Source organism: Sphaerotilus sulfidivorans (genome assembly GCF_013426975.1).
In the GTDB taxonomy this organism is placed as follows: Bacteria; Pseudomonadota; Gammaproteobacteria; order Burkholderiales; family Burkholderiaceae_C; genus Sphaerotilus; species Sphaerotilus sulfidivorans.
Genome location: NZ_JACCPY010000022.1, coordinates 1 through 24,026 on the forward strand (window position 1 = coordinate 1; position 24,026 = coordinate 24,026).

Annotated in this window: 24 protein-coding genes and 1 pseudogene; 10 read left to right on the forward strand and 15 right to left on the reverse strand. The window is 70.7% G+C overall.

Going from position 1 to position 24,026, the window contains the following annotated elements; all coding sequences use genetic code 11:
* Window positions 1–351, reverse strand: a 351-nt coding sequence (locus HZU84_RS13175) for a GntR family transcriptional regulator (RefSeq protein WP_180692953.1), incomplete at its 3' end; no start/stop codon positions are given.
* A 114-nt stretch (window positions 352–465) separates the two neighbouring features.
* On the opposite strand from HZU84_RS13175, the gene HZU84_RS13180 reads away from it, so the two are divergent.
* The 3 genes from HZU84_RS13180 to HZU84_RS13190 all read left to right on the forward strand — a co-directional run bounded on the left by HZU84_RS13180 (window position 466) and on the right by HZU84_RS13190 (window position 2,204).
* Window positions 466–1,125: a pyridoxamine 5'-phosphate oxidase family protein gene (locus HZU84_RS13180; RefSeq protein ID WP_149504237.1), complete on the forward strand. Its 660-nt coding sequence runs from the start codon at window positions 466–468 to the stop codon at window positions 1,123–1,125.
* Window positions 1,126–1,222: 97 nt separating this feature from the next.
* Complete coding sequence (locus HZU84_RS13185; RefSeq protein ID WP_149504238.1) at window positions 1,223–1,741, forward strand: glutathione peroxidase; 519 nt, start codon at window positions 1,223–1,225, stop codon at window positions 1,739–1,741.
* Window positions 1,742–1,793: 52 nt separating this feature from the next.
* Entirely contained in the window at window positions 1,794–2,204 is a 411-nt protein-coding gene (locus HZU84_RS13190; RefSeq protein ID WP_149504239.1) for a DUF4870 family protein, read from the forward strand.
* Here HZU84_RS13190 and HZU84_RS13195 read toward each other — a convergent pair.
* The 4 genes and pseudogenes from HZU84_RS13195 to HZU84_RS13205 all read right to left on the reverse strand — a co-directional run bounded on the left by HZU84_RS13195 (window position 2,173) and on the right by HZU84_RS13205 (window position 4,987).
* A complete protein-coding gene (locus HZU84_RS13195; RefSeq protein ID WP_180692954.1) occupies window positions 2,173–3,171 on the reverse strand; it encodes a phosphotransferase enzyme family protein in 999 nt (332 codons plus the stop codon). The two genes, HZU84_RS13190 and HZU84_RS13195, sit on opposite strands and share 32 nt — an antisense overlap.
* The gene (gene msrB, locus HZU84_RS20290) at window positions 3,164–3,607 is read right to left on the reverse strand and encodes a peptide-methionine (R)-S-oxide reductase MsrB (RefSeq protein WP_244954534.1); all 444 of its coding nucleotides are present in this window, start codon (window positions 3,605–3,607) and stop codon (window positions 3,164–3,166) included. The genes HZU84_RS13195 and msrB overlap by 8 nt, the downstream gene beginning before the upstream one ends.
* A gap of 36 nt (window positions 3,608–3,643) precedes the next feature.
* Window positions 3,644–4,153: pseudogene (msrA, locus tag HZU84_RS20295) on the reverse strand (peptide-methionine (S)-S-oxide reductase MsrA); the annotation flags it as partial.
* Window positions 4,154–4,258: 105 nt separating this feature from the next.
* Window positions 4,259–4,987, reverse strand: a complete 729-nt coding sequence (locus tag HZU84_RS13205) for a hypothetical protein (RefSeq protein ID WP_149504242.1) — start codon at window positions 4,985–4,987, stop codon at window positions 4,259–4,261.
* Window positions 4,988–5,107: 120 nt separating this feature from the next.
* Here HZU84_RS13205 and HZU84_RS13210 point away from each other — a divergent pair, with 120 nt between their 5' ends.
* On the forward strand, window positions 5,108–5,998 hold the full coding sequence (locus HZU84_RS13210) for a LysR substrate-binding domain-containing protein (RefSeq protein WP_149504243.1): 891 nt from the start codon (window positions 5,108–5,110) through the stop codon (window positions 5,996–5,998).
* Window positions 5,999–6,028: 30 nt separating this feature from the next.
* Here the strand turns inward: HZU84_RS13210 and HZU84_RS13215 are convergent, their stop codons facing one another.
* The gene (locus HZU84_RS13215; RefSeq protein WP_149504244.1) at window positions 6,029–7,564 is read right to left on the reverse strand and encodes a methyl-accepting chemotaxis protein; all 1,536 of its coding nucleotides are present in this window, start codon (window positions 7,562–7,564) and stop codon (window positions 6,029–6,031) included.
* 244 nt (window positions 7,565–7,808) lie between these two features.
* On the opposite strand from HZU84_RS13215, the gene HZU84_RS13220 reads away from it, so the two are divergent.
* Window positions 7,809–10,121, forward strand: coding sequence for a methyl-accepting chemotaxis protein (locus HZU84_RS13220; protein ID WP_244954300.1), 2,313 nt, complete (start codon window positions 7,809–7,811; stop codon window positions 10,119–10,121).
* A gap of 48 nt (window positions 10,122–10,169) precedes the next feature.
* Here the strand turns inward: HZU84_RS13220 and HZU84_RS13225 are convergent, their stop codons facing one another.
* The 3 genes from HZU84_RS13225 to HZU84_RS13235 form a co-directional block, all read right to left on the reverse strand.
* Window positions 10,170–10,637 (reverse strand): GNAT family N-acetyltransferase, encoded by a 468-nt coding sequence (locus HZU84_RS13225; RefSeq protein WP_149504245.1) that lies wholly within the window; start codon window positions 10,635–10,637, stop codon window positions 10,170–10,172.
* Window positions 10,638–10,639: 2 nt separating this feature from the next.
* Window positions 10,640–11,311, reverse strand: a complete 672-nt coding sequence (locus tag HZU84_RS13230; protein ID WP_149504246.1) for an NAD(P)H-dependent oxidoreductase — start codon at window positions 11,309–11,311, stop codon at window positions 10,640–10,642.
* Window positions 11,312–11,440: 129 nt separating this feature from the next.
* The gene (locus HZU84_RS13235; RefSeq protein ID WP_149504247.1) at window positions 11,441–12,964 is read right to left on the reverse strand and encodes a CoA-acylating methylmalonate-semialdehyde dehydrogenase; all 1,524 of its coding nucleotides are present in this window, start codon (window positions 12,962–12,964) and stop codon (window positions 11,441–11,443) included.
* Window positions 12,965–13,093: 129 nt separating this feature from the next.
* On the opposite strand from HZU84_RS13235, the gene HZU84_RS13240 reads away from it, so the two are divergent.
* A complete protein-coding gene (locus tag HZU84_RS13240; RefSeq protein WP_149504248.1) occupies window positions 13,094–14,089 on the forward strand; it encodes a LysR family transcriptional regulator in 996 nt (331 codons plus the stop codon).
* Window positions 14,090–14,325: 236 nt separating this feature from the next.
* On the opposite strand, the gene HZU84_RS13245 is transcribed toward HZU84_RS13240, so the two are convergent.
* A complete protein-coding gene (locus HZU84_RS13245; protein ID WP_149504249.1) occupies window positions 14,326–15,633 on the reverse strand; it encodes a D-amino acid dehydrogenase in 1,308 nt (435 codons plus the stop codon).
* Between the two features lie 134 nt (window positions 15,634–15,767).
* On the opposite strand from HZU84_RS13245, the gene HZU84_RS13250 reads away from it, so the two are divergent.
* From HZU84_RS13250 to HZU84_RS13260, 3 genes are all read left to right on the forward strand, one after another.
* Window positions 15,768–16,697, forward strand: coding sequence for a LysR family transcriptional regulator ArgP (locus tag HZU84_RS13250; RefSeq protein WP_149504250.1), 930 nt, complete (start codon window positions 15,768–15,770; stop codon window positions 16,695–16,697).
* 43 nt (window positions 16,698–16,740) lie between these two features.
* Window positions 16,741–18,348, forward strand: coding sequence for an alkaline phosphatase D family protein (locus HZU84_RS13255; RefSeq protein WP_149504251.1), 1,608 nt, complete (start codon window positions 16,741–16,743; stop codon window positions 18,346–18,348).
* 97 nt (window positions 18,349–18,445) lie between these two features.
* Window positions 18,446–18,685, forward strand: a complete 240-nt coding sequence (locus HZU84_RS13260) for a hypothetical protein (RefSeq protein ID WP_180692955.1) — start codon at window positions 18,446–18,448, stop codon at window positions 18,683–18,685.
* A 1-nt stretch (window position 18,686) separates the two neighbouring features.
* Here HZU84_RS13260 and HZU84_RS13265 read toward each other — a convergent pair whose 3' ends face one another.
* Both HZU84_RS13265 and HZU84_RS13270 read right to left on the reverse strand, forming a co-directional pair.
* Window positions 18,687–19,109 (reverse strand): universal stress protein, encoded by a 423-nt coding sequence (locus HZU84_RS13265; protein ID WP_149504253.1) that lies wholly within the window; start codon window positions 19,107–19,109, stop codon window positions 18,687–18,689.
* A gap of 89 nt (window positions 19,110–19,198) precedes the next feature.
* The gene (locus HZU84_RS13270; protein WP_149504254.1) at window positions 19,199–19,960 is read right to left on the reverse strand and encodes a UPF0149 family protein; all 762 of its coding nucleotides are present in this window, start codon (window positions 19,958–19,960) and stop codon (window positions 19,199–19,201) included.
* 92 nt (window positions 19,961–20,052) lie between these two features.
* On the opposite strand from HZU84_RS13270, the gene HZU84_RS13275 reads away from it, so the two are divergent.
* Window positions 20,053–20,643, forward strand: a complete 591-nt coding sequence (locus HZU84_RS13275) for a cob(I)yrinic acid a,c-diamide adenosyltransferase (RefSeq protein WP_149504255.1) — start codon at window positions 20,053–20,055, stop codon at window positions 20,641–20,643.
* A gap of 15 nt (window positions 20,644–20,658) precedes the next feature.
* Here HZU84_RS13275 and HZU84_RS13280 read toward each other — a convergent pair whose 3' ends face one another.
* The 3 genes from HZU84_RS13280 to tldD all read right to left on the reverse strand — a co-directional run bounded on the left by HZU84_RS13280 (window position 20,659) and on the right by tldD (window position 23,935).
* A complete protein-coding gene (locus tag HZU84_RS13280; protein ID WP_149504256.1) occupies window positions 20,659–20,976 on the reverse strand; it encodes a hypothetical protein in 318 nt (105 codons plus the stop codon).
* A 55-nt stretch (window positions 20,977–21,031) separates the two neighbouring features.
* Window positions 21,032–22,150, reverse strand: a complete 1,119-nt coding sequence (locus HZU84_RS13285; RefSeq protein WP_149504257.1) for a 3-deoxy-7-phosphoheptulonate synthase — start codon at window positions 22,148–22,150, stop codon at window positions 21,032–21,034.
* A 321-nt stretch (window positions 22,151–22,471) separates the two neighbouring features.
* Window positions 22,472–23,935: a metalloprotease TldD gene (gene tldD, locus HZU84_RS13290; RefSeq protein ID WP_149504258.1), complete on the reverse strand. Its 1,464-nt coding sequence runs from the start codon at window positions 23,933–23,935 to the stop codon at window positions 22,472–22,474.
* Window positions 23,936–24,026 lie beyond the last annotated feature (91 nt).

The window sequence follows — 24,026 nt, forward strand, 5'->3', positions numbered from 1 at the left end:
CTGCGCGGTCTTCAGCACCGAGTCCGGCGCGGCCTGCTGGCGGTCGACCGCACGCGCCTGCTGCGCCGCGCTGACCGGCAGCCAGGGCTCCACCGTCGAGAAACCAGCCTGTGCCTCGTCGGCCTGCAGATAGCCCTCGGCCTGCAGCTGCGCGTAGGCATGCAGCACGGTGTTGCGCGCCACGCCCAGCGTCGGCGCCAGCACCCGGCTGGCCGGCAGCCGCGCGCCGGCCCGCAGCACGCCGCGCAGGATCAGGCCGCGCAGGTGCTCATGCAGCGCCCGCTGGCGCGGCAGGCCCGGCGGCCAGCGCAGATCGCACAGCGGGGACAGCTCGGACAGATCGACGGACATCGGTGGCTCCATGCAGGCACATCGCGGTGGATCTCGTCATGGAGCCACCGGGCGCCTATCGTGCCACCGCGAAACGATCTTCCGAAGAACCCTTCCCCCTGGAGCTGCCCCCGCATGGCCACCCCGAACGCCGCCCCGTCCGAGCGCACCCGCGTGCGCCGCCTGCCCGACCGCGCCCGCTACGACGCCGAGAACCTGGCGGCGATCGTCGATGCCGCGTGGATCGCGCATGTCGCCTTCCCGCTCGACGGCGGCGTGCACAGCATCCCGACCGCCGTCTGGCGCGAGGGCGATCATCTCTACATCCACGGCGCCAAGGCCTCGCGCATGCTCAAGGCGCTGACCGAGGCGGAGTGCTGCGTCAGCCTGGCCATCCTCGACGGCCTGGTGCTGGCGCGCTCGGCCTTCCACCACTCGATGAACTTTCGCTCGGTGGTGGTCTACGGCCGCTTCGAGATCGTCGACGACGCCGCGCACAAGGCCGCCGCGCTGCAGGCCTTCACCGACCGCGTCGCACCCGGCCGCTGGGCCACGCTGCGGCCGATGACCGACAAGGAGATGGGCGCCACCACGGTGCTGCGGCTGTCGCTGGCCGAGGCCTCGGCCAAGGTGCGCACCGGCGGCCCGAAGGACGACGACGAGGACCTCGCCTGGCCGACCTGGGCCGGCGTGCTGCCGCTGTCGCTGCAGGCCGGCGCGCCGCAGGCCGAGCCCGACAGCGCGGTCGACACGCCCCCGCCGCTGCCGGACAGCCTGGCGCCGTCGGCCGGCTGACCGTCGCCCCGCAGCCCCGCGGCCAGCCGCCCCGCTGCCGACAGGGAGGTGCGGACCGGGCGATGATCCCTGCCCCGTCCACCTGCCCTGTCCGACCATGTCCGCCTCCCGCACCTCCCTCGATCCCGCCGAACTCGACGCCGTGCCGCTGCAGCGGCTCGACGGCCGAGCCGCCACGCTGGCCGACTTCGCCGGCCAGGCGCTGCTGATCGTCAACGTCGCCAGCCGCTGCGGCTTCACGCCGCAGTACGACGGGCTGGAGGCGCTGCACCGGCGCTGGCAGGCGCGCGGCTTCGCGGTGCTGGGCTTCCCGTGCAACCAGTTCGGCCAGCAGGAGCCGGGCGACGCGGCCGAGATCGCCTCGTTCTGCCGGCTCTCGCATGACGTGAGTTTTCCGATGTTCGCCAAGATCGAGGTCAACGGGCCGGGAGCGCATCCGCTCTACCGCCATCTGAAGCAGGCCGCACCCGGCCTGCTCGGCACCGAGGCGATCAAGTGGAACTTCACCAAGTTCCTGCTCGACGCCGAGCACCGGGTCGTGCGCCGCTTCGCGCCGACCGACACGCCGCAGTCGCTGGAGGCCCACATCGAGCCGCTGCTGCCACGCCCGGCCTGATCAGCGCAGAATGGGCAGGAAGTAACAGCCCATTCGCTTCAGGAGCCTCGCCATGAGCGTCATCATCGTCGACGACAACCCGGACGGCCAGCGCCGCACGCTGCACATCATCTACGCGCTGCATGCCTTCGGGCTGGGGCTGGGTGCCTTCGGCGCGGCCAGCGTGGTCGGCTCCTTCCTGTTCGGCTGGCCGTCGATCATCGCGGTGGTGCTGAGCTACATCCACCGCGACAAGGTGCGCGGCACCTGGATGGCCTCGCATGTCGACTGGGTGATCCGCACCTTCTGGATCGCGCTGGCCTGGACGCTGGTGGTGGTGGTGGGGTCGGCGCTGCTGATACCGCTGCTGATCGGCTTCGCGACGCTGCCGCTGGGCATGTTCCTGCTCGGCGTCTGGGCGATCTACCGCATCGCGCGCGGCTGGCTGCGCCTCAAGGACGGCGAGGCGATGCCGCAGGAATGAACGCTGCTGCGGCGGCACCGGGCTGGCCGCGCCGCCGCAGCCAGGCCAGCCGGACCGCCAGCCGCTCGCGCCGGCCGGGCAGGTCCGGCCCCAGCCACGCGGTCCAGGCGACGACGAACAGCGCACGCGCCTCGATGCAGGCGTCCAGCAGCGCCGCGTCGATCGGCGGGCCCTGCTCGCGCCAGCCCGCCAGCGCCGCTTCGGCCCAGGCCTGCTCCGGGCCGCCGAAGATGCGGCCGGCGCCGACCAGCCCGGCCAGATCCCACTCGAGCGGCCCGCGACAGGCATCCTCCCAGTCGAGCCAGACGCTGGCGGCCGGATCGGCCTGCAGCGCGCGCACATTGTTGACCTGCGCGTCGCCGTGCAGCCACTGCAGCGGCGCCGGGTGGGCTCGCAGCGCGCACGCCAGCGTGTCCAGCCGCGCCAGCAGATCGGCACGCACATCGCCCGGCAGGGCGGCCGTGGCCGGGCCGGACGGCGCGGTGGCCAGCAGGCGCCGGGCCTCGTCAAGCAGCGCCCAGGGCTCGGGCACCGCCAGCCCCGGTACCAGCGCGGCCGGCAGGGTCGCCAGCACCGCATGGCAGGCCGCCAGCGCGCGCCCGGCCTGACGGGCCTCGGGCGGCTGCGGCCGCAGGTGCAGCCCGCGCCACAGCGTGATGCGCCAGCCGGCTTCCCTGTGCGGTCCGGCCAGCGTGCCCGGCGCGGGTGCACCGACCGGCGCCCCGCCCGCCTGCAAGGCCTGCGCCAGCGCGATCTCGCGCCGGGCCCAGGCCGGCTCGGCGCGCGGCCCGGCGGTGCCGGTGGCCACCCGCGCGACCCAGGGCGTCGGCTCCAGCGCCAGCACGATGTTCGAGAAGCGCCCGATCACCCGCGGCCGCACCTCGCCCAGCCCGAGGCGCTGCGCCAGCGCCCGGCAGGCGGCCGAGACCTCGGCCTCGACTTCGACCCCGGCGCCGGCCTCAGGCACCGGCCACGCCCTGCCCGTCCTTCTCCAGCGACAGCGCGTTGATGCAGTAGCGCAGCCCCGAAGGCGGCGGGCCGTCCGGGAAGACATGGCCGAGATGCGCGTCGCAGACCGCGCAGGTGACCTCGACCCGCACCATGCCGTGCGACTCGTCGACATGGGAAGCCACCACGCGGCCGTCGACCGGCTGGGTGAAGGACGGCCAGCCGGTGCCGCTGTCGAACTTCTCGCCGGCGTCGAACAGCGGCGTGCCGCAGCAGGCGCAGTGGTAGCGCCCCGGCGTGAACAGGCCGCACATCGACGAGCTGAACGGCCGCTCGGTGCCCTTGCGGCGGGTGACGACATACTGCTCGGGCGTCAGCCGCGCCTGCCAGAAGGCCGGCTCGCGCTCGACGCGGCGCGGCGGCGCGACATTGCCCTCGCGGGCGCGGCGCAGCACCTCGCGCCAGTCGATCAGCGGCGCCGGCTCGGGCTGGCCCGGCTGCGGCAGGCGCCAGTTCGGCCGCACCCAGTGGCAGGTGTAGCCGTCCGGATAGTGCTGCAGATAGTCCTGATGCTCCGGCTCGGCCTGCCAGAAGGGGCCGGCGGCCTTCAGCTCGGTCACCACCGGGCCGGGCCAGCGGCCGGAGGCGTTCACCTCGGCGATCGTGCGCTCGGCGGTCTGGCGCTGCGCCTCGCTCAGCCAGTAGATGCCCGAGCGGTAGGACGGGCCGCGGTCATTGCCCTGGCGGTCCGGCGTCGTCGGATCGTGGATCTGGAAGAAGAACTCCAGCAGCGCGCGGTAGCTCAGCCGCGACGGGTCGAAGACGATCTCGATCGCCTCGGCATGCGTGCCGTGGTGGCGGTAGGTCGCGTGGGGCACGTCGCCGCCGCTGTAGCCCACGCGGGTCGAGACGACGCCGGGCAGATGGCGGATCAGCTCCTGCATGCCCCAGAAGCAGCCGCCGGCGAGGATGGCGGTTTCGGTGGAGGCGGGGGTGTTCATCGGCGGGATTCCTTCGCGTGAGCGCATGACGGACAGGCCCCGAGCGTAGCCAAGGCCGCCTGCGCCTGCGGGGCGCAAGGGTTCTTGCGGGCGGGCGGACCGTGCTCACACACGGCCCGGTTTCTCCCGATGCCGCCGGATCGCCTCCAGCGAGCCACGCCCGCTGTGCAGGATCTGGCTGATGTCGTAGCGGTGCTCGGCGCCGACCGGGCAGGCCAGGCGCGCCACGCAGCCCGATGCGCACGGCGAGCCCTCGGTCAGCCGCTGACGCTGGCAGGCCTCGATCTCCATGCGGCCGCTGTCGAGCGCCCGGCCGGGGCAGGCCTCGATGCAGCGCCGGTGCGTGCAGCTCGGACAGGGGTGGCCGAGGTCGACGGCGGGCGACGGCGGCAGGCCTGAATCGGTGACAACGGCCGCGCGATAGGCGAACCACGAGCCCCACCGCGCATCGATGCCGACCATGAACGGCGACGCATGGTGCCAGCCGGCCAGGCTGCCCAGGCGCTGCAGCCCCACATGCTGCCCGGGCGGCAGCCCGACCGGATAGACGAAGCGCGCGCGGGTGCCCGGCAGCGCCTCGCGCAGCCAGCGCTCGACGGTGCGCTGGCTGTGCTCGTCGATGGGATGCTCGGCGCCGAGCCGGCCGTCGGCCTGCTGTGCCTGCACGCAGTCCCACAGGCGCCGCCCGGCATGGCCGAACAGCAGCAGCTGCGTCTCGCCGGGCCTCAGGTCCAGGGGCGCGAGCAGGTCGGACGGCAGGTCGACCAGATTGAAGACATGCTGGCGGTTCAGGCCGGCGTCGTCGAGCAGGGCATGGCGGGGCAGGTTCGGCATGAGTGCGGCGCGAGTTCAGCGGGATGGCCGCGATTGTCCCGGCAGACCAGGCCATCGGTGGCCGACATGGCGGGAACACGCCCATGCCGCGCCGCCACGCCCCACGCCACAATCGGCGCCATGTCGTCCTCGCCCGCCCGCATTCCGCCGATCCAGTGCCTGCTGACCTTCGAGGCGGTGGCACGCCTGCGCAGCGCCACGCTGGCGGCCGACGAGCTCAGCGTCACGCCCAGCGCGGTCAGCCACCGGCTGCGCCAGCTCGAGGCGCTGGTCGGGCTGAAGCTGTTCAGCCGCCAGGACTTCGGCCTGACCACCGAGGGCGCGCACTACCTCGCGCAGGTGCGCATCGGCCTGCAGGCGCTGCGCCAGCTGCCCGGCCACGCCGCGCACGACAAGCGCATGACCCGGCTGCGGCTGGCGGTGCCACCGACCTTCTCGCGCCAGATGCTGCTGCCGCGGCTGGCGCTGTTCCGCACGCTCTGTCCGGACATCGAGCTGTCGATGCAGGTGTCGATCCCGCTGCTCGACGTCAAGGCCGAGGAGGCCGACCTGGAGATCCGCTTCGGTGCCGGCGGCTATGCCGATGTCGAGGAGCTGCGCATTCTCGATGACGAGGTGACCCCGGTCTGCAGTCCGGACTACCTGCGCGAGGCCGGCCCCTTCGACGGATTCGACACGCTGGATCAGGTGCGGGCGGCGCGGCTGATCCGCAGCCCGCTCGAGCCCTGGGGCACCTGGTTCCGCCACTGCGGCATCGATCTGCCGGAGCCGGATGCGGGCGCACAGTTCAACGATGTCGGCCTGGTGTTCGACGCCGCGGCCAGCGGCTTCGGCGTGTCGCTGCAGCGGCTCAAGCTGGGCGCGGCCTGGCTGGAGAGCGGCCGGGTGGTGCGGCTGTCGCGGCAGGCGGTGCGCTCGCCGCACAGCCACTTCATCTGCTGGAAGCCCGGCACGCTCAAGCGCTGGGAGTGCGCCGCCTTCGTCGAGTGGCTGCGCGAGGCGCTGCGCTGAAGCCGCAGCCGCAGCCTCGGCCGGCGCCGATCAGACCCGGAAGCGCTCGACCCGCGCGTGCAGCCGCACCGCCTCGTCCTGCAGGCTCTCGGCGGCCGCCGCGCTCTGCTCGACCAGCGCGGCGTTCTGCTGCGTCATCTGGTCGAGCTGCGACACCGACAGATTGATCTGGTCGATGCCGCTGCTCTGCTCGCCGGAGGCGACCTTGATGCTGCCGATCAGCGTCGAGACGCTCTCGACGCTGGCGACGATCTCGCGCATCGTCTGACCGGCACTGCCCACCGAGGCGCTGCCCTGGCCGACCTTGTCGACCGAGGCGCCGATCAGCGACTTGACCTCGCGTGCGGCAGCGGCCGAACGCTGCGCGAGATTGCGCACCTCGCCGGCCACCACCGCGAAGCCGCGGCCCTGCTCTCCCGCCCGCGCGGCCTCCACCGCGGCATTCAGCGCCAGGATGTTGGTCTGGAAGGCGATGCCGTCGATCACGCCGATGATGTCGGCGATCTTGGCCGAGGCCTGGCGGATCTCGCCCATGGTGTGCTCGACCTCCTGCATCAGCGCGCCGCCGCGCTCGGCCACCGTGCGGGCGCTGCCGGCCAGCGCATCGGCCTGGGTGGCGACCTCGGCGCTCTGGCGCACCGTGCCGGCGATCTGCTCCATCGACGAGGCGGTGGACTGCAGGCTGCTGGCGGCCTGCTCGGTGCGGTGGCTCAGGTCGGTGTTGCCGGCGGCGACCTCCTGGCTGGACATCCGGATCGTGTCGCTGGCCTGGCGCACCTGTCCGACCAGCTCGCGCAGCTCGTCCTGCATCGCACGGACCGCGGTGGCCAGATCCGCCACCTCCGAGCGCCCGCTCACCGGCACCGGCGAGGCCAGATCGCCCTCGGCGATGCGGCCGGCCACCTCGCGCAGCGAGCGCAGCGGCTGCACGATGCTGCGGTGCAGCGCCCAGCCCAGCAGCACCGCCACCACGATGTTGAACACGGTGATGCCGACGAAGATCAGGTGAGCCTGCTCGATGCGGCGCTCCACCTCGGCACCCAGCGCCTTCTGGCGCTGGAGCTGCCAGGCCACCATCGCGTCGGCCGCGACGATGTACTCGGCCACTGTCTTCTGGAAGGCATCGGCACGTTCACGCACCATGGTGTCGTCGCTGCGCGCCGCCAGCAGGCCGTCACGGCCCGCCAGGTAGCGCTTGCGGACCTCGGCCAGACGCGCACCGATCTGCCGCCCCGGCTCGGTGGTCTCGATCTCCTCGTAGCGCTTCTGGATGACCGTGGTGCGGGCGGTGACCGCCTTGGCGGTCTCGGCGAAGTAGCCGGAAATCACCCCGCTGGTGTCGAGCGCCATCGCCATCGCGCGCGAAGAGTTCGCGACGATGTTCTCGCGCCACTCGCGCGCCAGCGCCAGGCGCTCGCTCTGCTCGCCCTGCAGCAGCGCATTGGCCTGCTCGACGCCGCGCAGATTGATCCAGGTGACGGCGGAGGCGAGCACCATCAGCACGATCATCACCGCATAGCCCAGCGCCAGCCGGGCACCAATGCGCCAGTTCTCCAGAAATATCATGTACCACACTCCACATGCACCTGAGGCGCGCTTTGACGACTGCAGTGTCGGTTCCTGATCGTTTCAGGCATACCCCGAACAAAGGCGGCAATTCGGCGGATAACGTGTGTTGCACGCTGAGGGTGAACCCGCTCAAGCCCCAGCTTATCGACGGACCGGATCCGGCAGTTCTGCCGATGATGCAGTCGCGCCGGAGACATGCAGTCAGGCCGGCGCCCCCCCGTCCCGCAAGGAGCTCTCCCAGATGTCAGCCACTCCACGCGGAGGCTCGGCAGTATCGGCCTCGTCCTTCCCCTCATCCGGTTTCTTCTCTCACCACGGACCCTGGGCACCCGGCGTTCGCCTGTTCCGCCGGCTGGGCTTTCGCAGCAAGGCGCTGATCGTCAGCACCTGCTTCGTGGTGCCGCTGGCCGTGGTCTCGGCGTCCTGGTTCAGCAACGAGATGGCCGACATCGAGTTCACCCGGCGCGAGGCCGACGGCACACGCTTCCTGAAGACGGCAATCGCCGCACAGGCCCAGGCGCTGGAGCTGCGTGCCCTGGCCGCTGGCGGCCAGCCGGACGCCCCGCTGCTGGAGCGCCTGGGCGCATCGATCGAGACGCTCCGCAGCGCACAGCCGGCGGACCGGCCCTTTGTCGATGCGCCCACGCTGGACGCGCTGCGCCAGCAGCTCGACGCGCTGCGCGGGCGCGCCGACATGGCCGCGCACGATGCGCTGGTCGAGAAGATCGACGTGATGATCAGCCAGGTGCTCGACACCTCGAACCTCGCGCTGGACCCGGAAGCCGCGAGCTACTACCTGATGGACGCGACCCTGGTGCGCCTGCCCGATCTGAGCGACCAGATCCAGCGGCTGGGCCTGCACGCCCGCCATGACGGCATCGAGGCGCTGGCCACCCGGGACGCGGCGCTGCTGGCCAGGCACCATCTGGAGGAACTGCGATCGACCCTCGACAAGGTCATGCCGCTGCTGCCGCAGCTCAAGGTGGATGCCCGCGTCGACGAGATGCTGGCCGCGCTGGAACGCAGCCATGCCGCCGCAGCCCGGCCGGGTCAGGAGGCGGTCGCACTGGCCGCCTCCCGCGAGGCGATCACGCGAATGCAGCAGTCGCAGGCGACGATGCTGGCCGCGCTCGAGCGCATGCTCGACCAGCGCGCCGACGACAAGCTGCGCACCGAGGTCGCCATCGGCCTGGCGATGCTGATCAGCCTGAGCGCCGCGCTCTACCTGTTCCACTGCTTCTTCCTGGTCATGAACGGCGGTCTGCGCGAGACGCGCCGGCACCTGAAGGCGATGACCGAAGGCGACCTGACCACCGAGCCTTCGCCCTGGGGCCGGGACGAGGCGGCCGCGCTGATGCTGGACCTGCGCGACATGCAGCATGCGCTGCGTCACATGGTCAGCAGCGTGCGCGCGGCCAGCCAGGACATCGTGCACTCCAGCGCCGAGATCGCCGACGGCATGCATGACCTGTCCAGCCGCAGCGAGCAGTCGGCCAACAGCCTGCAGCAGTCGGCCGCGGCGATGGAGCAGATCTCGGTGACGGTGAAGAACACCTCGGCCCACACCGAGGAGGTGTCGAAGCTGGCCCGGGACAATGCAGCCGCGGCCAACGAGGGCGGCCGGGTGATGGGCACGGTGGTGGAGACGATGGAGGGCATCCGCAGCTCGTCGGCGCGCATCAGCGACATCATCGGCACCATCGACGGCATCGCCTTCCAGACCAACATCCTGGCGCTGAACGCAGCGGTGGAAGCTGCCCGTGCCGGCGAGCAGGGCCGCGGCTTCGCGGTGGTGGCCGGCGAGGTGCGCACGCTGGCGCAGCGCAGCGCGCAGGCGGCGCAGGAGATCAAGCGCATCATCGGCACCAGCGTCTCGCAGGTCGAGACCGGCACCGCGGTCGTGCGTCAGGCCGGCGACTCGATCCGCCACATCGTCGACGCCTCGCGGCGGGTCAACGAGCTGCTGGAGGACATCGCCACCGGTGCGCGCGAGCAGAGCCTGGGCATCGAGCAGATCGGCGAGTCGGTGCATGCGCTCGACAGCGCGACCCAGCAGAACTCGGCCCTGGTCGAGCAGACCGCCGCCGCCTCGTCGGCGATGCGCTCGCAGGCCGACGCGCTGGCGCAGGAGGTGGCGCGCTTCCGGCTGCCCGACGGCGTCGCGCTCGATGAAAGGCCCGCCGGCCACGACCGGCCGGGCGACAGCTTCGATTTCGACCAGGCGATCGAGGCGCATCGGGGCTGGAAGGTGAAGCTGCGCAAGGCACTGGCCGGCCAGGAAGCCATCGATGCCGACACGGCCTGCCGCGATGACGCCTGCACCCTGGGCCGCTGGCTGCATGGCGCGGGCGGGCAGCGCTGGGGATCGCGTCCGCTGTTCACCGAGCTGATCGAGCGGCATGCGCAGTTCCATCAGGTTGCCGGCAACGTGGCCCGCCGCGCCCAGCCCGGCCGCGCCGTCGACCCGGAACCGCTGATCGGTCCGGGCTCGGCCTTCTCTCAGGTCTCGAACGACGTGGTCTCGCTGCTGACCCGGGCCAAGCGGGATTTCTGAGCGCCAGCGGCGCCTCGACGGCACCGCGCTGCCGGCCTGAGCCCGGCTTCAGTCCTCGGCCAGATAGCCGCGCTCGATGGCGCCAGCCTCGTCGGCGAAGATCGCCATCGCGGTGCGCATCGGCCGGAAGCCGAACTGGCGGTAGAAGCCCTCGCGCCCCGGCACCGCGTAGAGCAGGATCTTGCGGTGTCCGCGCGAGCGCTCGACCAGCCGCGCCACGATCTCCCGTCCGAGACCGATGCCCTGGTGCGACGGCAGCACGGCGATGTCGCAGACACAGGCACAGTCGACTCCGTCGCCCAGCACCCGGCCGGCGCCGACCAGCCGACCGGCGGCATCGCGCACCAGGCAGCGGTGCAGGCTGTTCGAGAACACCGTGCGCAGCGCCTGCGGCGGCTTGTCGCCCAGGGGAGCGGCGCGATAGAGCGCCGAGAGTTCGTCCCAGTCGACCGCATCGGTCGCGTCGGACCACTGAAGCGTGTCGATGCCAGGGGCGGCGCCGGTGCGCGCGCTCATGCTCAGCGCAGCTCGGAGACGAACTGCTCGAGCGGACGGCGCACCTTCGGCAGGTTCACCAGCCAGTCGCCGTCGACCTGACGGTGGCCCAGCGGCACGATGACCGCGCTGCGCAGGCCGCGCGCGCGCAGGCCCAGGATCTCGTCGAGCTTCGCCGGATCGAAGCCCTCCATCGGCGTGGCGTCCACGCCCTCGAAGGCGGCCGCCAGCAGCGCGGCCGACATCGCGATGTAGGCCTGGCGCGCGGCGTGCTGGAAGTTCACCTCCGCGTCACGCTGCGGGTAGCTCGACAGCAGCATCTGGCGGTAGTTCTCCCAGCCCTCGTTGGTGAAGCCGCGCACCTGGTTGGTCAGGTCGAACATCGTGTCGATGCGCTCGGCGGTGTAGGTGTCCCAGGCGGCGAAGACCAGCAGGTGCGAGCCGTCGGTGATCTGCGCCTGGTTCCAGGCGATCTCGCGGATGCGCGCGCGCACCTCGGGGTTGGTCACCACGATCAGCTCGAAGGGCTGCAGGCCGCTGGAGGTCGGCGCCAGGCGCGCGGCCTCGACGATGCGCGCCACCTTGTCCTCGGGCACCGGCTGCGCCGGGTCCATCTTCTTGGCGGCGTAGCGCCAGTTCAGGCGCTCGATCAGCGCGTCGGAGGACGGGGTCGGAGCGGTCACGGTCGTGCTCATCGGGAAATCCTTGTCATGTCAATGAATCGGTTCCCAGTCTAGGCCGTTCCGTGACGGCAGCGTCGGCACCGCGGTCTTGGCGGATGTGATAGGGCCGGGCCGGCCGCGGCAGGCCGGCCCCGCGCCATCTCACTTCGCCGTCGGCATCACGAACTCGGCGCCCTTGCCAATGCTCGCCGGCCAGCGCTGCATGATCGATTTCTGCTTGGTGTAGAAGCGCACGCCCTCTTCGCCGTAGGCATGCATGTCGCCGAACAGGCTCTTCTTCCAGCCGCCGAAGCCATGCCAGGCCATCGGCACCGGGATCGGCACGTTGATGCCGACCATGCCGACCTGGATGCGGCGCGAGAACTCGCGCGCGGTATTGCCGTCGCTGGTGTAGCAGGCCACGCCGTTGCCGAACTCGTGTGCGTTGATCAGGTCGACCGCCTCGGCGAAGGTGGCCACGCGCACGCAGCCCAGCACCGGGCCGAAGATCTCTTCCTTGTAGATGCGCATCTCGGGCGTCACGCGGTCGAACAGCGTGCCGCCGGTCCAGAAGCCGTTCTCCAGGCCGGCCGGGCGGAAGCCGCGGCCGTCGACCACCAGCTCGGCGCCCTCCTCCACGCCCAGCGCGATGTAGCCCTCGATGCGGTCGCGCGCCTGCGCGGTGACGATCGGGCCCATCTCGGCGTCGAGGTGCATGCCGTCCTTGATCTTGAGCGCGCGGGCGCGCTCGGCCACCTTCGGCACCACCTTGTCGGCGATCTCGTCGCCGACGAAGACCGCCACCGAGATCGCCATGCAGCGCTCGCCGGCCGAGCCGTAGGCCGCGCCGATCAGCGCGTCGACCACCTGGTCGACGTCGGCGTCGGGCATGACCACCATGTGGTTCTTCGCGCCGCCCAGGGCCTGCACGCGCTTGCCGTGGTGCGCGCCGGTCTCGTAGATGTACTGCGCGATCGGGGTGGAGCCCACGAAGCTGACCGCCTTCACATCCGCATGGTTCAGCAGCGTATCGACCGCCAGCTTGTCGCCCTGCACGACGTTAAAGACGCCGTCGGGCAGGCCGGCCTTCTTGAGCAGCTCGGCCATGAACAGGCTGGGGCTGGGGTCGCGCTCGCTGGGCTTGAGCACGAAGGTGTTGCCGCAGGCGATCGCCACCGGGAACATCCAGCACGGCACCATCACGGGGAAGTTGAACGGCGTGATGCCGGCCACCACGCCCAGGGCCTGGCGCATCGTCCAGTTGTCGATGCCGGTGGAGACCTGCTCGGTGTAGTCGCCCTTCATCAGCTGCGGGATGCCGCAGGCGAACTCGACGATCTCGATGCCGCGGGTGACCTCGCCCTGGGCGTCGGTGAAGACCTTGCCGTGCTCGGCGGTGATCATCGCGGCCAGCTCGTCGCGGTGCTCGTTGAGCAGGGCCAGGAAGTTGTTCAGGATGCGCGCACGGCGCACCGCCGGCGTGTCGGCCCACGCCGGAAAGGCGGCCTTGGCCGCGGCGATCGCGGCCTCGACCTCGCCCTGCGTGGCCAGCACCACCTCGCGCGCGACCGCGCCGGTGGACGGGTTGTAGACGGCCTGCGAGCGGCCGCTGCAGCCGGCGACGATCTCGCCCTGGATGTAGTGGCCGACGGGCGCGGTGCGGGTGAACGGGGTCGGTGCGGACATGGCGTGCTCTCCTGGAGGAATGGAGCGCAGTCTAGGCAGGCCGCCGGGGGCTGAACAGCCATTGGCGACGGATACACTGTTCGCCAGAACGAACAATCACTCGAGAAAACCCGGAACAAAGGAGCTGGCGTGACGCTTCAGGACGACCCGGAGGCACGGCGCCTCGACACGCTGTGGTCGCCGATCCATGCGCTGACGGTGCTGGGCGATCTCGGCAGCTTCACCGCCGCCGCACAGCGCCTCGGGCTGAGCAAGGCCGGCATGAGCCAGCGCATCGCCGATCTGGAGCGCAGCGCCGGCGTGCCGCTGGTGCAGCGCACCACCCGCAGCGTGCGCCTGACCGAGGCGGGGCAGCAGCTGGTCGACAGCACCCGCGATGCCTACGCGCAGATCGAGCGCGGCTTCGCGCAGGTCAAGGATCTGGCGGCGGTGCCGCGCGGGCGGCTGCGGCTGACGATGCCGGTGGCGCTCGGGCGGCAGATCATCGTGCCGCACCTGCCGGCCTTCCTGCAGGCGCATCCCGAGGTGAAGCTGGAACTCGACCTGTCGGACCGGCTGGTCTCGCTGGCGCAGGAGGGCTTCGATCTGGCGATCCGCCACACCGGCCACCCGCCGGAGACGCATGTGGCCTGGCCACTGCGCCCGACCCGGGCGCTGCTGCTGGCCACACCCGGCTATCTGGCCCGGCGCGGCACGCCCGAGCATCCTTCGGACCTGGCCGCGCATGACTGCCTGCACTACCTGCGCCCCGGCGAGACGCCGGCCTGGCAGTTCCGTCGGCGAGACAGGGGCCCCGCTGGCGCGCAGGCACCGCATGTGACCGTCGCGGTGCGCGGCCCGTTCAGCGCCAACAACAGCGAGGTGCTGCGCGAGGCCGCGCTGGGCGGCCTGGGCATCGCGCTGCTGCCCGACTTCAGCGCCGACGTCGCGCTCGCCCGCGACGAGCTGGTCGAGGTGCTGCCGCCATGGCAATGCGTCGGTGCCTTCGGCGAGCAGCTCTGGGCGATCCGGCCCTACAGCCCGCATGTGCCGCGTGCGGTCCATGCCCTGGTGACCTATCTGCGCGAGACGCTCGGGCAAAAAAAAACCCACCAACGAGGGTGGGTTGATGGACGCTCCGAATGAGCGCCGTTGGGAAATCCTGAGTCCCGACCACGGAATCCTGTATGTTTTTTTGCAGATTCTCGTGTGTCAGGGGCGGATTTTCGTGGTACCGCGTGACAGCTGATGAAGTGACTTTATGGGGGGGGTCTGAGAGCGCACATCCCCACAAAGGATGAACTGGAAAAGGACGAAATTCATCGCTTTTGTGTTAACAGTCAGTCACCTTTCCAGCCGATTCAAGTCATCATCACCGCGAATCAGGCAGCAACCGCCTTGAAACGCCCCTGAACCTCGCGGTACCCAGTGAAGCCGAAGGCCAGCGCCGGCTGACGGCCGCTGATCAGCTCGGCCAGCGCGCGGCCCGAGCCCGCGCCATGCGTCCAGCCCAGCGTGCCGTGGCCGGCGTTGACCCACAGACCTTCGACCTTCGTGCGGCCGATGTACGGGATGTTCGTCGGCGTGCTCGGGCGCAGGCCGGTCCAGTAGTTCGGCTCGCTGGTGTCGGCCACGCCGGGGAAAAGCTGCTCGAAGCGCCGGCGCAGCGACTCGCAGCGTGCACGGGCCACCCGGCCGTCCAGGCTGGTGTCGTAGCCGGCCAGCTCGGCGGTGCCGGCCACGCGGATGTGGTCGCCCAGGCGCGAGATCGCGATCTTGCGGGTGTCGTCGAGCAGGCTGACCACGCTGGCGCGCTTCGGATCGCGCAGCCGGAAGGTCGCCGAGTAGCCCTTGGCCGGATAGATGTTCAGATCGACACCGACGCCGCGCAGCAGGGGCGCGGTGTAGGAACCCATCGCCGCGACCACCGCGTCGCCCGCGATCGTGCGGACCTGCGGATGGCCGACGCGGCGCACCCGCACCTGCCTGACCGCGCCGCCGATGCGCTCGAGCGGCAGCACCTCGTGCTCGTACAGGAAGGTGGCGCCGCGCTCGATGCAGCGCCGCGCCAGCTGCTGGGTGAAGACGCAGGCGTCACCCGACTCGTCCGACGGGGTGAAGGTGCCGCCGGCGATGTTCGGCGCCCACGAGGCCAGCGCCGGCTCGACGCGCAGCACCTCCTCGCGGCTGAGCACGCGGCGGTCGACGCCGTAGCGGCGCATCAGCTCGGCGCCGGCCGCGCCCGACTCGAAGTCGGCCGGGGTCGAGAAGAAGTGCAGGATGCCGCGCTCCAGGCGCTGGTACTCGATGCCGGTGGCCGCGACCATCGACTTCAGCGTCTCATGGCTGTAGCTGCCCAGCGCGACGAGCTGGCGCACGTTGCGCTCGAAGGCCGCGTCGCTGCACTGACCCAGGAAGGACAGGCCCCAGCGCCACTGCTGCGGATCGAGCTTCGGGCGGAACAGCAGCGGCGACTCGTCGCTCATCAGCCATTTCATGACCTTCAGCGGCGCACCGGCATTGGCCCAGGGCTCGCAGAAGCTGACCGAGATCTGCGCGCCGTTGGCGAAGCTGGTCTCCAGCGCGGCATCGGGCTGGCGCTCGATGACGGTGACTTCATGGCCGAGCTCCAGCAGGTGCCAGGCGGTGCTGACGCCGATGATGCCGGCGCCGAGGATGGTGACTTTCATCGTGATCTCCTTGCCGGTCAGGCGCGGTGCGGCAGCGGTGCTACCCCCGGCTCCGGGCGATGACGCGATGGTGACAGCGGCCGCCCTCGATCAAAAGAGACATGAATTTGTTTCAGGTTTGATAATTGGTGCTTATGAAAATGCTCGACCCTGCCGCCCTCGACTGCCTGGCCGCCCTGGTCGACGAAGGCAGCTTCGAGCGCGCCGCGCACCGGCTGGCGATCACCCAGAGCGCGGTGTCGCAGCGACTGCGCGCGCTGGAGATGCAGATCGGCCAGCCGCTGGTGGTGCGCTCGCGCCCGCTGCGGCTCACCGGCCCGGGCCAGGTGCTGCTGCGCTACGCGCGCCAGCTGCAGGCGCTGCGCAGCGATGTCGCGCGCGATCTGGGCGAACGCATCGATGTCGAGGACCGGGTGCCGATCGCGGTCAATGCCGACAGCCTGGCGACCTGGGTGCTGCCGGCGCTGCAGCCGCTGGTCGACGACGGCATCTCGCTGGAGCTGATCGTCGACGACCAGGACTTCACCCATGACTGGCTGCGCGAGGGCCGGGTGCTGGGCTGCGTGTCGACGCTGGCGGAGGCGCTGCGCGGCTGCCGGGTCACGCCGCTGTGCACAATGCGCTATGTCGCGGTGGCCAGCCCGGCCTTCGTCGAGCGCATGATCGGCCCGCGCGGGCTGAGCCACCGCCATCTGGCGCAGGTGCCCTTCGTCGTCTTCAACCGCAAGGACGACGCCCAGGCGCAGTGGGTGGAGCGGGCGCTCGATCTGCCCTCGCCGCGGCTGCTGCAGCGCTATGTGCCGTCGTCGGAGGCCTATGTCCAGGCGGTGGAGCGCGGCTGGGGCATCGGCGTGGCGGCCTGGCCGCTGGTGCGCTCGCGGGTGGAGGCCGGCCAGCTGCAGCTGCTGCGCCCCGAGGTGCATGTGCCGGTGGACCTGCACTGGCATCAGTGGAAGCTGGCCGATGCGGTCTCGGCCGGCACCGCCCGGCCGGGCCTGCTCGAGCGCATCGGCGCGGCGCTGGCGGCAGGAGTTCCGCAGGACGGCCCGGTGCGCATGAGCTGATCGGTCTGGATCGTGCGGCGCCTGACTATTATTGCGACGCACCATGAACCCTTCCTCCCTCTCTCGCCGCGCGACCCTGCGGGAACTGTCGCGCTGGGCCGCGCTCCTGGCCGCACAGCGGGTCGCGGCCGCACCGGACCTGTCGCTGCCGCGCCAGGAGCGCCCGCACTTCGGCGCCGACCCGTTCACGCTCGGCGTGGCCAGCGGCCAGCCGCGGCCGGATTCGGTGATCCTGTGGACCCGGCTGGCGCCGCAGCCGATGGCGCCGCGAGGCGGCATGCCACGCGCGCTGGTGGCGCTGCAGTGGCAGGTGGCCGAGGACGAGGGTTTCTCGCGCCTCCGGCGCAGCGGCACCGTCTGGGCCGATCCGGCGCAGGCCCACAGCGTGCGGGTACACGCCGACGGGCTGACACCAGGGCGGATCTGGTTCTACCGCTTCATCGCCGGCAATGCGGTCAGCCCGACCGGCCGCACCCGCACCGCACCGGCCGAGGACGCGCCCGTCGATCGGCTGCGTCTGGTGCTGGCGTCCTGCCAGCACTACGAGCAGGGCTGGTTCATCGCGCAGCGCGAGATCGCCGGGCTGGACATCGACTTCGTGCTGTTCACCGGCGACTACATCTACGACAACCCCTGCGCACGCCGGCTGCGAGTGCGCAGCCACGAGAGCGGCCAGCATCCGTCGGGCCAGGCCTTCTCGCTGCCGCAGTTCCGCTGCCGCCACGCGCACTACAAGCTCGATCCGGACCTGCAGGCCGCGCACCGCGCGCATCCGTGGATCCTGGCCTGGGACGATCACGAGGTCCGCAACGACTACGCCGGCCTGCGCGGCGACGATGATTTCGACCTGCCCCCGGCAGAGTTCGTGCGGGTGCGCGCGCATGCCTATCAGGCCTATTTCGAGCATCTGCCGCTGGCGCTCGACCAGCAGCCCGGACCCGGCGGCATGCGCATGCATGACCGCTTCACCTGGGGCCGGCTGGCCGAGCTGTGGACGCTGGACGGTCGCCAATACCGCGACGTGCAGGCCTGCAACGAGGACGGCCGCTACAACGGCCATCTGCGCTGGAACTGCGACGCGGTGTCCGCCCCCGGCCGCTCGCTGCTGGGTGCAGCCCAGCGCCAGTGGCTGCAGCAGGGTCTGGCCGGATCGCGGCGGCGCTGGAAGCTGATCGGCCAGTCGACGCAGATGAGCCCCTGGGGCCTGCCCGCACCTGACGGACGCCGGCTGGTCTTCACCGACGGCTGGGATGGCTATGCCCGGGAACGTGCCGCGCTGCTGGGCTTCATCGGTAAGCAGCGCATCGACGATGTCGTCGTGCTCGGCGGTGACGTGCACCGGCATGTCGCAGCGCAGCTGCGCGCCCGCCCGGGAGATCCGCGCTCGCCGGTGGTCGCCAGCGAGTTCGTCGCCACCTCGCTGACCTCGGCGGGCATGCCGCAGTCGACGATGTCGCTGATCCGCCGCGCCAACCCGGACATCCTGCACGCCCGCAGCGATGTCAGGGGTTACATGCAACTGGAAGTGACGGAGCGCTCGCTAAACTGCATCGCCAGGGCGACGGATTTTCCGGTGCTGCCGCATTCACGGATGCGCACGCTGGCCCGCTTCCATGTCGAGGCGGGCCGGCCCGGACCCCAGGTCGGCTGACGCCGGCCGACGGACCGGTCCGACGCCCTGGAGACCGGTCCGTCCGTGCAGTCGACGGGCCGCGGCAGGCAGTCTCGGGAGATCGGCAATGACGACGATGAAGCGTTCGCTGACCAGCTGGCTGAGCTGGCCCTCATGGAAATCAGGCCGTGCCCGGCCGGCGCCGGAGCGGCGCCGCTCCGAGGACTGCGCCGACTACGGCACCGCCTTCGGCCTGGACATGAGCTTCGGCCCGCAGACTGCAGACACCCTGCCCCAGGGCGATCAGGACCGGCGCGACCGTCAGCGGCCCGCGCCGGAGGGCCTGGCCGATCCCGGACCGGAGTCGAAGGGCTGATTCAGCGGATCAGCAGCACCGGCACCTTGCAGTGCGCCATCACCTTGGTGGCGACCGAGCCCATCACCAGGTTGCCGAGCGTGCCGTGGCCATGCGAGCCCATCATCAGCAGGTCGAAGCTGCCCTCGCTCGCGGTGGCGGCGATGGTGTCGGCGATGTGGCCGGTCTTGCTGAGGAAGGTCGCCTTCAGGCCCTGCTTGTCCAGGAAAGTGCGCAGCGGGTGGAAGACCTTCTCGCCCTCGTCGGCGTAGTAGGCGTTCAGCAGTTCGCGGTCCAGCACCGCGGCCGCGCGCGGCGGCACCGGCGGCACCACGGTCAGCACGGTGTACTCATGCTGGGTGCCGAGCCACTCGTCGTGGGCCGCCCAGTAAGCGACCATGCGGCGGGTGAATTCGCTGCCATCGACGGCGACCAGAATCTTCATGCGAGTCTCCTTGCGGGGTGAGTCCACGGGCCTCGAGGACCCGACGGACCCAGTCTGTCAGCATGAAGTCAGTCCGGTCTTGACCCGGATCAACTCTGGTCGCGGCCGTGGCACTGCTTGTACTTGCGACCACTGCCGCACGGGCAGGGGTCGTTGCGGCCGACCTTGGGCGCGCTGCGACGCACCTGCGTGACCTTCAGCCGCTCGGCGCGGCCGATGTCGACCAGCTCGACCACATTGCCGACCAGATCCTCGATCGCCGCGTCGAGCGACTTCAGCGGATGCTCCTGGTCGAGCGCCTTGGTGTAGGCCTGCTCATCCTCGCTCTGGTCGGGCAGATGGCGGCGCAGGCAGGCCAGCAGGTCCGGGATGTCAGGATGAGGCAGATCCTCCAGGCCCGGGAAATGGTTGAGCGCATGCTCGAAGCCGATGATCCACGGCCCCAGCGCACCCTCGATCTGGGCGCGGCCGGTCAGCGGCTCGTCATCCTCGCCGAGCGGCTGCATCACCACCGGATCGAACCAGCCGTCCTCGACCATCTGGCGGTTCAGGGCGTCGAAGCGGCGCTGCACCAGCGCGAGCAGGCGCTCGTGACGCGCACCATGCCAGCCCGCGGTGTCCGGCGCGAGCACTGCGCCGCCGCCCTGCTCCTCGTCGCCGAGGTTCCAGTCGCAGGCCGGCGGCAGCCACTCGGCGATGTCGACGGCCACCGGCTGCGCCAGCACGCCGCAGAGATAGCCGTCGAGCATCACCACATCGAGCGCCTCCAGCGGAGCCGGGATCTGGGCCAGCAGGTCATCGAGTTCGCCGATCTCGGCATCGGTGAGGTCGTTCTGGGACGGTTGGGACATGGGAAGAGCTTTCGGAATTCGTGACAGATCGTGCTTGCTGCGTATTGTGCCCGCCGCGGCCGGGGCCAGGGACGAGCCGTTAGGATGACGGCATGGGACACCGACTCACACAGATCAGCACCCGCACCGGGGACGACGGCACCACCGGACTGGGCGACGGCACGCGCGTGCCGAAGGACCACCTGCGCATCGCGGCGATGGGCGACGTGGACGAACTCAACTCGCAGATCGGCGTGCTGCTGGCCGAGCCGCTGCCGGCCGAGGTGCGCGAGCTGCTGGTCGTCATCCAGCATGAACTCTTCAACCTCGGCGGCGAGCTGTGCATTCCGGGCCATGCGCTGCTGAAGGACGAGGCGGTGCTGCGCCTGGACGAGGCGCTGGCGCATCACAACGCGCAGCTGCCGCGGCTGCAGGAGTTCATCCTGCCGGCCGGCACCCGCAGCGCCGCGCTCGCCCATGTGGCGCGCACCATCGCCCGGCGCGCCGAGCGTGCGGTGGTGACGCTGCAGCGCTCCGGCGAAGCACTCAACAGCGCGCCGCGCCAGTACCTGAACCGGCTGTCGGACCTGCTGTTCGTGCTGGCGCGGGTGCTCAACCGCGCCAACCTCGACGGGCTGGGCGGCGACGACGTCTACTGGAAGAGCGAGCGTCTCGCCCGCCAGCAGGACGACAACACCGCCTGAGGGTCCGGGGAAGACTCAGAAGCTGGCCCGGCCCTCGACGATGTCGAGCCGCACCACCGGCCGACCGGTGGCGGCGCAGGCCGCGGCAGCCAGCCGCACAGCCCAGGCCGGATCGCCCTCCGGCCCGAAGGCCCGGGCTCCCGCCGCATCCGCCACCGCCAGCAGCTTGTCGGCGGTCAGCACCTTGCCTGAGGCGCGCAGCGGCTCGCAGTCGAACTCGAGGAACTGCTCGTCGAGCCACTGTCGTGCCGCATCGGCAGCGGGCAGCGGCTCGGCGGCGGCAACGACGAACTCCTGGTCGGGAGAGAAGCGAACGGTCAGGCTGCCAGTCATGTCGGGGTCTCCTGTCTCCGAGAGATGATGCAAGGATCCCCCTGATCCTAGCGGCTCAGCTGCGGCGGGCCAGGATCGCCTGATGCAGGATTTCCAGCACTTGCTCGGAATCGTCCCATCCGATACAGGCGTCGGTGATGCTGCGGCCGTACTCCAGCTTCGAGGCATCGTCCTTGCCCGGCGAGAACTTCTGCGCGCCGGCCTTCAGATGGCTCTCGACCATCACGCCGAAGACGCTGCGGCCGCCCGCGGCGATCTGGTCGGCGATGTCGCGCGCCACGTCGATCTGACGCTCGTGCTGCTTGCTGCTGTTGGCGTGGCTGCAGTCGACCATCAGCGTGGCCGGCAGCTTGGCGGCCTCCAGGTCCTTGCAGGCGGCCGCGACGCTGGCGGCGTCGTAGTTCGGCGCCTTGCCGCCGCGCAGGATGACGTGGCAGTCGGTGTTGCCGCGGGTCTCGACGATCGCGACCTGGCCGTTCTTGTGCACCGACAGGAAGTGGTGCGGGCGGGCTGCCGCCTGGATGGCGTCGGTGGCGATGCGGATGTTGCCGTCGGTGCCGTTCTTGAAGCCGATCGGCGCCGACAGCCCTGAGGCCAGCTCGCGGTGGACCTGGCTCTCGGTGGTGCGCGCGCCGATCGCGCCCCAGGCGATCAGGTCGCCGATGTACTGCGGCGAGATCACGTCGAGGAACTCGCTGCCGGCGGGCATGCCGAGGCGGTTGATGTCGATCAGCAGCTGGCGCGCGATGCGCAGGCCCTCGTCGATGCGGTAGCTCTCGTCCAGGTACGGGTCGTTGATCAGGCCCTTCCAGCCCACCGTGGTGCGCGGCTTCTCGAAGTAGACGCGCATGACCACCTCCAGCGTGCCCTTGTACTTCTCGCGCAGCGGCTTCAGGCGGCGGGCGTACTCCAGAGCGGCGGCCGGATCGTGGATGGAGCACGGGCCGATGATCACCAGCAGGCGGTCGTCACGGCCCTGCATGATGTTGCGGATCGACTGGCGGGTCTCGCCGATCAGGCTCTCGATCGCGGTGCCGCGGATCGGGAAGAAGCGGATGAGGTGCTCGGGCGGGGGCAGCGGGGTCACGTCCTGGATCCTTTCGTCGTCGGTCTGCGAGGTCTTGTCGACGGGCGGATACCAGGCATCGGTGCCGGAAGCGGTCTTGGCGTTCATCTTCGTGTTCCTGGGAGAGTCGTGTGTCGGGTGTCGGATGCAGATTCGGGATGCGGAAGACCGGGGGATCCGGGCGGCGGCCAAAAAAAAACCGCCGGGGATCCGGCGGTTTCCTTGGAGCGCTTGCGGGCTTTTCAGCTACGCGTGGGCCTCTCCTCCGCCGGTGCGGTGCGAGAACCAAAAGTAGCCAAAAAAGAAGGCAAAACGCTTCATGGGGGTCGAATGTAGAGAGGCCGCGTGGCCGCGTCAACCGGAAATCTCTGGAGCAGGGGCGATGTCGGCTCCGGGCGACGCAGGCGCAAGCCTGCCGTCAGGCCCGGCTCAGGCGGTGCCGCCGACGGTCAGGCCGTCGATGCGCAGCGTCGGCTGCCCCACGCCCACCGGCACGCTCTGGCCGTCCTTGCCGCAGGTGCCCACGCCCGAATCGAGCTCGAGGTCGTTGCCGATCATCGACACGCGCGTCATCGCCTCCGGGCCGTTGCCAATCAGCGTCGCGCCCTTGACCGGGTAGAGGATCTTGCCCTTCTCGACCCAGTAGGCCTCGCTGGCCGAGAAGACGAACTTGCCGCTGGTGATGTCGACCTGGCCGCCGCCGAAGTTGGTGGCGTAGAGGCCACGGTCGATCGAGGCGATGATCTCCTCGCGCGACCGGTCGCCGGCCAGCATGTAGGTATTGGTCATGCGCGGCATCGGCACATGGGCGTAGCTCTCGCGGCGGCCGTTGCCGGTGGGCTTGACCTTCATCAGCCGCGCGTTCATCGCGTCCTGGATGTAGCCCTTGAGGATGCCGTCCTCGATCAGCACGTTCTTCTGGCTGACATGGCCCTCGTCGTCGATGTTGAGCGAGCCGCGGCGGTCGGCGATGGTGCCGTCGTCGAGCACGGTCACGCCCTTGGCGGCGACGCGCTCGCCGATGCGGCCCGAGAAGGTGCTCGAGCCCTTGCGGTTGAAGTCGCCCTCCAGGCCGTGGCCGACCGCCTCGTGCAGCAGCACGCCCGGCCAGCCGGGGCCGAGCACCACCGTCATCTCGCCGGCCGGCGCCGGACGGCTCTCGAGGTTGGTCAGCGCCGAGCTCACCGCACGGTCGACATAGTCCTGCAGCAGCGAGTCCTGGAAGTAGCCGAAGCCGAAGCGCCCGCCGCCGCCGGCCGAGCCGACCTCGCGCCGGCCGTTCTGCTCGGCGATCACCGTGACCGACAGGCGCACCAGCGGGCGCACGTCGGCTGCCAGCGTGCCGTCGGCGCGCGCCACCAGCACCACGTCGTACTCGCCCGCCAGGCCGGCCATGACCTGCACCACGCGCGGATCCTTGGCACGCGCCATGCGCTCGATGCGCTCGAGCAGCGCCACCTTCTGTGTGCTGTCGAGCGTGGAGATCGGATCCAGGTCCGGGTAGAGCCGGCGGCTCGGCGCCACCACCTGCGGCGTGTCGACCTTGACGCGCCGGCTCTGGCCGGCCGCGGCGATGGTGCGCACGGTGCGTGCCGCATCCAGCAGCGCCGCCTCCGAGATGTCGTCCGAATAGGCGAAGGCGGTCTTCTCGCCGGCGACCGCGCGCACGCCCACGCCCTGGTCGATCGAGAAGCTGCCGCTCTTGACGATGCCCTCCTCGAGGCTCCACCCCTCGCTGCGGGTGTACTGGAAGTACAGGTCCGCATCGTCGACGCGGTGCGCCGACAGGGTGTTGAGCGCCCGCGTCAGCGTGGCCTCGGTCAGGCCGAACGGGTCCAGCAGCAGCCGGCGGGCGGTGGCCAGCCGCTCCAGGGTGGGTTCGCGAGAGATCATGCGATGCATTCTAGGTCCGCCACAATCGGCCCATGCATGATGCGGATGGCGACCCGACCCGGAAATCTCACGATGACCGCGAAGCGCAGGC

What these genes read in the sequence shown, in the direction of transcription:
- HZU84_RS13180 (WP_149504237.1), top strand. Translation starts at nt 466, where the DNA reads ATGGCCACCCCGAACGCCGCCCCGTCCGAGCGCACCCGCGTGCGCCGC.
- HZU84_RS13185 (WP_149504238.1), top strand. Translation starts at nt 1,223, where the DNA reads ATGTCCGCCTCCCGCACCTCCCTCGATCCCGCCGAACTCGACGCCGTG.
- HZU84_RS13190 (WP_149504239.1), top strand. Translation starts at nt 1,794, where the DNA reads ATGAGCGTCATCATCGTCGACGACAACCCGGACGGCCAGCGCCGCACG.
- HZU84_RS13205 (WP_149504242.1), bottom strand. Translation starts at nt 4,987, where the DNA reads ATGCCGAACCTGCCCCGCCATGCCCTGCTCGACGACGCCGGCCTGAAC.
- HZU84_RS13210 (WP_149504243.1), top strand. Translation starts at nt 5,108, where the DNA reads ATGTCGTCCTCGCCCGCCCGCATTCCGCCGATCCAGTGCCTGCTGACC.
- HZU84_RS13215 (WP_149504244.1), bottom strand. Translation starts at nt 7,564, where the DNA reads ATGATATTTCTGGAGAACTGGCGCATTGGTGCCCGGCTGGCGCTGGGC.
- HZU84_RS13220 (WP_244954300.1), top strand. Translation starts at nt 7,809, where the DNA reads ATGTCAGCCACTCCACGCGGAGGCTCGGCAGTATCGGCCTCGTCCTTC.
- HZU84_RS13225 (WP_149504245.1), bottom strand. Translation starts at nt 10,637, where the DNA reads ATGAGCGCGCGCACCGGCGCCGCCCCTGGCATCGACACGCTTCAGTGG.
- HZU84_RS13230 (WP_149504246.1), bottom strand. Translation starts at nt 11,311, where the DNA reads ATGAGCACGACCGTGACCGCTCCGACCCCGTCCTCCGACGCGCTGATC.
- HZU84_RS13235 (WP_149504247.1), bottom strand. Translation starts at nt 12,964, where the DNA reads ATGTCCGCACCGACCCCGTTCACCCGCACCGCGCCCGTCGGCCACTAC.
- HZU84_RS13245 (WP_149504249.1), bottom strand. Translation starts at nt 15,633, where the DNA reads ATGAAAGTCACCATCCTCGGCGCCGGCATCATCGGCGTCAGCACCGCC.
- HZU84_RS13250 (WP_149504250.1), top strand. Translation starts at nt 15,768, where the DNA reads ATGAAAATGCTCGACCCTGCCGCCCTCGACTGCCTGGCCGCCCTGGTC.
- HZU84_RS13255 (WP_149504251.1), top strand. Translation starts at nt 16,741, where the DNA reads ATGAACCCTTCCTCCCTCTCTCGCCGCGCGACCCTGCGGGAACTGTCG.
- HZU84_RS13260 (WP_180692955.1), top strand. Translation starts at nt 18,446, where the DNA reads ATGAAGCGTTCGCTGACCAGCTGGCTGAGCTGGCCCTCATGGAAATCA.
- HZU84_RS13265 (WP_149504253.1), bottom strand. Translation starts at nt 19,109, where the DNA reads ATGAAGATTCTGGTCGCCGTCGATGGCAGCGAATTCACCCGCCGCATG.
- HZU84_RS13270 (WP_149504254.1), bottom strand. Translation starts at nt 19,960, where the DNA reads ATGTCCCAACCGTCCCAGAACGACCTCACCGATGCCGAGATCGGCGAA.
- HZU84_RS13275 (WP_149504255.1), top strand. Translation starts at nt 20,053, where the DNA reads ATGGGACACCGACTCACACAGATCAGCACCCGCACCGGGGACGACGGC.
- HZU84_RS13280 (WP_149504256.1), bottom strand. Translation starts at nt 20,976, where the DNA reads ATGACTGGCAGCCTGACCGTTCGCTTCTCTCCCGACCAGGAGTTCGTC.
- HZU84_RS13285 (WP_149504257.1), bottom strand. Translation starts at nt 22,150, where the DNA reads ATGAACGCCAAGACCGCTTCCGGCACCGATGCCTGGTATCCGCCCGTC.
- tldD (WP_149504258.1), bottom strand. Translation starts at nt 23,935, where the DNA reads ATGATCTCTCGCGAACCCACCCTGGAGCGGCTGGCCACCGCCCGCCGG.